The organism is Grimontia celer, assembly GCF_900055185.1.
In the GTDB taxonomy this organism is placed as follows: domain Bacteria; phylum Pseudomonadota; class Gammaproteobacteria; order Enterobacterales; family Vibrionaceae; genus Enterovibrio; species Enterovibrio celer.
Genome location: NZ_FIZX01000100.1, coordinates 1 through 510, shown reverse-complemented (window position 1 = coordinate 510; position 510 = coordinate 1). Strand labels below are relative to the sequence as shown.

At 50.4% G+C, this 510-nt stretch carries 1 protein-coding gene; it reads left to right on the top strand.

Annotation, left to right across the window (positions count from 1 at the left end):
* Nucleotides 1-105: 105 nt before the first annotated feature.
* A partial coding sequence (locus GCE9029_RS25625) for a hypothetical protein (protein ID WP_157487875.1) occupies nt 106-510 on the top strand: 405 nt, incomplete at its 3' end.

The window sequence follows — 510 nt, the reverse complement described above, 5'->3', positions numbered from 1 at the left end:
AACTTAGAAGCTATGGGGCTGGGAGCGGGAATTTGCGTCTCGATTGATAAGTGAGCGCCGCTGTAAGGCCAGCGCGCGAGGCTGTATCCGGACTAAGCGGCGTTAGTGGAGGCGAGAGCTCGCGCTATCCAGAATAACTTTGAGGCTGCGACCACCGTGATCTCAGCGTATCCCCTAGTCGACTCTGTCCATGACGCGAACGAGGCTGCGTACCAAGCGGCGATAGCGGCAGAGGCAAGCATTGTCGATGTGGCGGCGTTGCAAGCAGTGATCGACAGTGTTGATAACAGCGTCGATGCTTTTGCCAGTGTGCAATTGGCGGCGACGAGTAGCGATGCGTCTACTATCGAACTAATTACCCTGTCGGCTATCCGTGATTTACAATTTATAGAAGCGAATCTTATTGAGTATCGAACCACTATTGCTGAACAATTATCTATCGATAGCGTAGACTCTTTACAGTCTTTAATTTCTCGGACGAATGAAAGTATTCAATCGTTGGCAGAGATT